This is a genomic window from Dietzia sp. (assembly GCF_036741115.1).
GTDB lineage: Bacteria > Actinomycetota > Actinomycetes > Mycobacteriales > Mycobacteriaceae > Dietzia.
The window spans coordinates 29861-34453 of record NZ_DAINST010000023.1; the positions used below are offsets into that span (position 1 = coordinate 29861).

4 protein-coding genes are annotated in these 4593 nt (G+C 64.1%); 1 reads left to right on the forward strand and 3 read right to left on the reverse strand.

Features of this window, described 5'->3' with window-relative positions; translation table 11 throughout:
• Positions 1-567, forward strand: a 567-nt coding sequence (locus V7E05_RS05540) for a glycosyl hydrolase family 65 protein (protein ID WP_333618677.1), incomplete at its 5' end; no start/stop codon positions are given.
• On the opposite strand, the gene V7E05_RS05545 is transcribed toward V7E05_RS05540, so the two are convergent.
• From V7E05_RS05545 to V7E05_RS05555, 3 genes are all read right to left on the reverse strand, one after another.
• The gene (locus V7E05_RS05545; protein WP_333618678.1) at positions 539-1114 is read right to left on the reverse strand and encodes a carboxymuconolactone decarboxylase family protein; all 576 of its coding nucleotides are present in this window, start codon (positions 1112-1114) and stop codon (positions 539-541) included. The genes V7E05_RS05540 and V7E05_RS05545 overlap by 29 nt on opposite strands.
• A 48-nt stretch (positions 1115-1162) precedes the next feature.
• Complete coding sequence (locus V7E05_RS05550; RefSeq protein WP_333618679.1) at positions 1163-3079, reverse strand: HNH endonuclease; 1917 nt, start codon at positions 3077-3079, stop codon at positions 1163-1165.
• Positions 3080-3331: 252 nt separating this feature from the next.
• The coding region (locus tag V7E05_RS05555; protein WP_333618680.1) for a short-chain fatty acyl-CoA regulator family protein at positions 3332-4593 on the reverse strand (1262 nt) is incomplete at its 5' end.

Genomic DNA, 4593 nt, shown 5'->3' on the forward strand with positions numbered 1-4593 from the left:
CCGCTGGTGATCTATCGGCACCAGGTGCTCAAGCAGGCCGATGTGGTCCTCGCGTTGTTCTTGCGCGGTGAGGACTTCACGGCCGAGCAAAAGCGGCTCGACTTCGAGTACTACGACCCGCTGACCACCGGCGACTCGACGCTTTCCGCCGTGGTCCAGTCGATTATCGCGGCGGAGATCGGCCGCACCCACGAAGCGTTCGAGCACTTCTCGAAGGCGCTCGTGGTCGACCTCGCTGATGTCCACGGCAATGCCTCAGACGGGGTCCACATCGCCTCCACAGGCGGCGTGTGGTCGGCACTCGTCTGTGGCTTCGGCGGCATGCGCGATCCCGGCGGAGACCTACACTTCGACCCGCGCTTCCCTGAGGAATGGGATTCGCTGTCCTTCAAGCTGACCCGTCGCGGAAGCCGTATCCATGTCAAGGTCACGGCGACCCATATCTCCTTCGAGGTCGAGACGGGCGATGTACCTGTCGACGTGGTCGTCCAGGGCGAGCCCTACACTGTCGTTCCGGACGAGCGGCTCGAGGTCCCGATCAACTCTTCCGGTCAGTCTGCACCCTGAGCGTGTGGAGAGTGGTCGCCAGGCCGTCGTACTGATTGACGAGCAAGACGAATGCGACCAGCTCCCGCTCGCCCAGGTGGGCGGCGAGGGTCTCCCACGTGGCGGGCGAGATGTCCTTGTCGTCGAGGATCTCGTCCGTCGCAGTGAGCAGCGCCTTGGTGCGGGGATCCCAGTCGGCCGCGGCAGGGTCCTCCTTGGTTCTCGAGATCTCTGCGTCCGAAAGGCCGATCCGAGAGCCGAGCCCTTCGTGGTGGTTGCGCTCGTACGTACTTCCCCTGCGGAACGACACTCGAAGAATGACGAGCTCGGTCTCTTTTCGAGACAAGACCCCGAACGGCATCATCATCCCGGAGTAGACGAGCCATGCGGGGAAGAGCCGGCGTACGCGCCCCAGCGTCGAGAACAGGCGGACATCGTCGGTTCCGGTGACTCGCGACCCGATCTTCGAGGCCAGTAGTGCGAGCAGGCTGAGTTCGAGGCCCTTCCCGGGCGCGACCCGAGGGGCGGATTGTTCGTCGTTCGTGGCGGTCGGCTGAGGCTTGTGCATGCCACTGACCGTATCCGCGCTCGTGCCGACCCATGGAGAATTCGGGCATCAGAATTCCAGCCCGTCGAGAGAGAGCGCAGAGGTTCCGGTGCTCTCTGCTTCCGGGCGACGGGCACTCGCGGCTGATCTTCGGTTGGCAGCCTCCCTCGCCCGGCGGTGTGCCTTGAGCTCGACGACTCCCGAACACGGACTTACTCCTGCGCTTTCGTTCGGTGGTTGGTGGTCGAGGGAACCGAGCGTCTCGGCGAGTGCCGCAGCGGCAGCCGCAAGCTCCGCGACCATTGCCGTCGAGGAGTCGGTAGTTCCCTCGTACTCGACATACGCCCGCTCGCGCATGACTCCGCGGTGGCCGGTCGGCATGCTCGATCCTGCGACGATGTCTCCGATGAGCACGTCCACGCGACCGTCGGGCCGGAGAACGTAGCGGCCTTTCCCGTGAGTCTTGAACCTGTGATGGCTCCTGCACAGCGCGATGAGATTGTCTTCTCTAGTGAGACCGCCCCGAAGGGGATGGGAGTGGTCGAACGGCACCACATGGTCGAGATCGCATCGTTCCGCCGGATGGGTACATCCGGGGTGACGGCACGTCCCGTCTCGTTCGAATATTGCACGCCGGAGCGACGGCGCAGGTGCGTAGCTGCATTGACGCCCGAGACTTTCCTTAAAGCTTTCGATGCGAGCGGTGAGGTCGGAGAAGGAGGGAGCTTCGTCGTCATGCCCGAGAGGGACAACTTGGAGATGGGCGCGCTCGACCGAATCAAGAAGCGAGTCGAGACGCTCTCGGACGAAAGCCGTGCCGGCAGCCCAACCACGAACCGCGAGCGTACCTCCCGCGACGTCCGCGAGAAGTGTGATCCGTGGGTGAATCGGCGCCACCGTTGTTGCCGAGCTCAGGGGTGCGCCGGAGTCTTGGCCTGACGGTATATGGGAAGGGGAGTTGTCGATACCTGCGAGGAGGTGAACCAAGGCGTCCGCCTCTAGCTGGGGCTCGGATCGAGCTTCGGAACCTGCCTCCGACCACCGCCTTGCGTATGCCTTGACCTTGGCAAGGACGGAAGCACAATCGAGCGCCGGTAGCGTGGCGGTGAGCGACGCCATGCCCTTTCCGCTCGAACGCGTCGACAGCCGGCGGGACTCGAAGGCAGAATCCTCGGCTTTCCTCGCGGCATCGGGGTCGACATCCGCGATGAGCAGGTCGAGATGCCTGGCGATGCGCCGCGACCACTCGAGCGGGGAATCGTCGCGGTCCATGCGGTTGAGAATGACGTTTTCGATCTTTGCGCGTTTCGCGGGATCTTCCACATCGCGGACGGCAGATGCTATCTTTCGTGCGGTCGTGGCGTGCATTTCGCCTCCGCGTACCCTTGCCCAGATCTTGGGCAGCTTGGATTCGAGCTCGAGACCTGCGCGTACTCGTGCTGCGGCCTCGCGTACTGTGCAGCGCTGTTCGATTGCAACAATGTCCGCAGCCACACGTTCGACATCCACGGCAGCGTATTCCGGGGCGGGGCTCCTTCGTTGTGCCAAGGTTGCCCGCTTGGCCCTGGTAATCGATTGACCCGCGTGGGCGAGCTTGGCGCCGGACACGGCGTTGTCCAGGAAGGACAGGAGCCTTGCTGTTTCGAACGGGGAATCGAGGCTGTCGAGAACCGCGAGGAGCGCACGGGATAGTGCTCTGAGCTGGAACTCCAGGGGAGAGACCGGTTCCCTGGGCCGACGCGGCCGCTGAGTGGAGCGCAATGTACGGGTGACGTGGTCGGGTTGTGGCTCCTCTTCCCGGGGTTCCGCCGGAAAAGCAGGTCCACCATGTTCGAAAATGGTTGAGATGCGTTGGGCAATTGATACTAGGGCGTCGAGGGCTTCTGCCCTGGGCGAATAGCTTTCGGCGGTAATGGAGGTTATCGCAGTTCCGTATGGCTGGGCTGCGGGATAGTCGGTACCTTCGTCGCTTGTCGACCTGTCCACGTGGGCCTCCGGGTCCGGTGTGGTGTGACGGTTTGAATATAGATCAAGTGTTCGACAAACGCAATAATGTTCGATACTGTGTTCGCGGGGCCTTGAGCAAGCCCTCGGGAAGGGAGGGCACGAAGTCGGCGGCCGAATGCCCGGTAGTGAGTCGTCTGCGATTGCAGGCGAGGGAGAGGGGTGATGATTTGGGCTAATCAGGAGACGGGCTCGTGGTTGGGGATGAGCCGGAAGGCTTGGTGTTCTCGCAGGCTAGTGAGAGCCGTCGAGGAGGTAGGGAGACAAAGCGGATCGGTGCTCGTCGACTTGGAGCTCGGAACTGATCGGAGGGAAGGCGCGCTGTGGGCAGTTCGGGCGTTCGCAGAGGCGGCAACCGATTCCGATCGGAGTGGCGGCTTCGGAGTCCGAGAGGTCGAGGCCCTGGGAGTAGACGGTGCGGTGCGCGTGGCGCGCCTCGCAGCCCAGTCCGATGGCGAAGGTTTTTCGGGCCTGGCCAAAGCGGACGGATCGTGTGGAAACGGTGCGCGCGATCCAAAGGTAGAGGCGTTCGTCCGGCATCTGGGCCACTTGGCGGTTGATCTGGCCGGGGGAAGTGAAGGATTCGTAGACGTTCCACAGCGGGCAGGTGCCGCCCGAGGTGGCGAAGTGGAATCCGGAGGCCGACTGGCGCTTGGACATGTTGCCGGCGCGGTCGACCCGAACGAAGGAAAAGGGGATGCCCGTCGCGCCGGGGCGTTGGAGGGTGGAGAGGCGGTGGCAGACGGACTCGAAGCCTGTGCCGTAAAAGGTAGCGAGGCGCTCAATGTCGTAACGGAAGTCCTCCGCCGATTCTAGGAAACGCCCGTATGGCATGAGTACGGCGGCTGCGAAGTAATTGGCGAGGCCGCGGATGGCGAGGCTGCGCGCGGCGGGGGAGGAGAACGGCGCGTCTTGGACAAGCTGGTCTAGGAGGTCGCGGTGTTCGAGGAAGGCGAGTTCGGCCGCGATGCGGAATGCCTGCTGGCCGCGGTTGAGCTGGGCGGATAGCTCGAGCCGGCCGGTCGAGGGGTCGAAGCGATGCCAGATTCCGTCGGGGAGGTCGACGCGTCGGACGATCTGGACTTCGTGGGCGCTCTCGATGCGCCGGCCGATGACGGTGCGGACGTCGCCGCGGTTCATGCGGATGCGGGTGCTGAGGTCCTCCGCGGCGACGTCCAGGGAGCCGATGTAGTTCTGGCTCTTCGCGAAGTAATCGCGCACTTCTTCGTGGGGCATCGTGATCGACGCGGGGCGGGCGCTGCCCGAGGGATGCGAAGCGAGGAGATCGGTTTCGGTGATCGAGCCGGGTGTCGGGACGGCGTTTCGACTCTCGGCGAAGAGGGAGAGGAGTTGTCTGGAGTTGCCGAGCTGCTGGTGGAGCGCGAGGAACGCGTTCGCCATGTGGGGGTTGTCGCGGACGGTATCGACGATCTCCGAGGCTGGGACCTCCCCGCTCTGGCCGGTTTCGGTGAGCGCGTCCGTGAGGAGGGCGATAA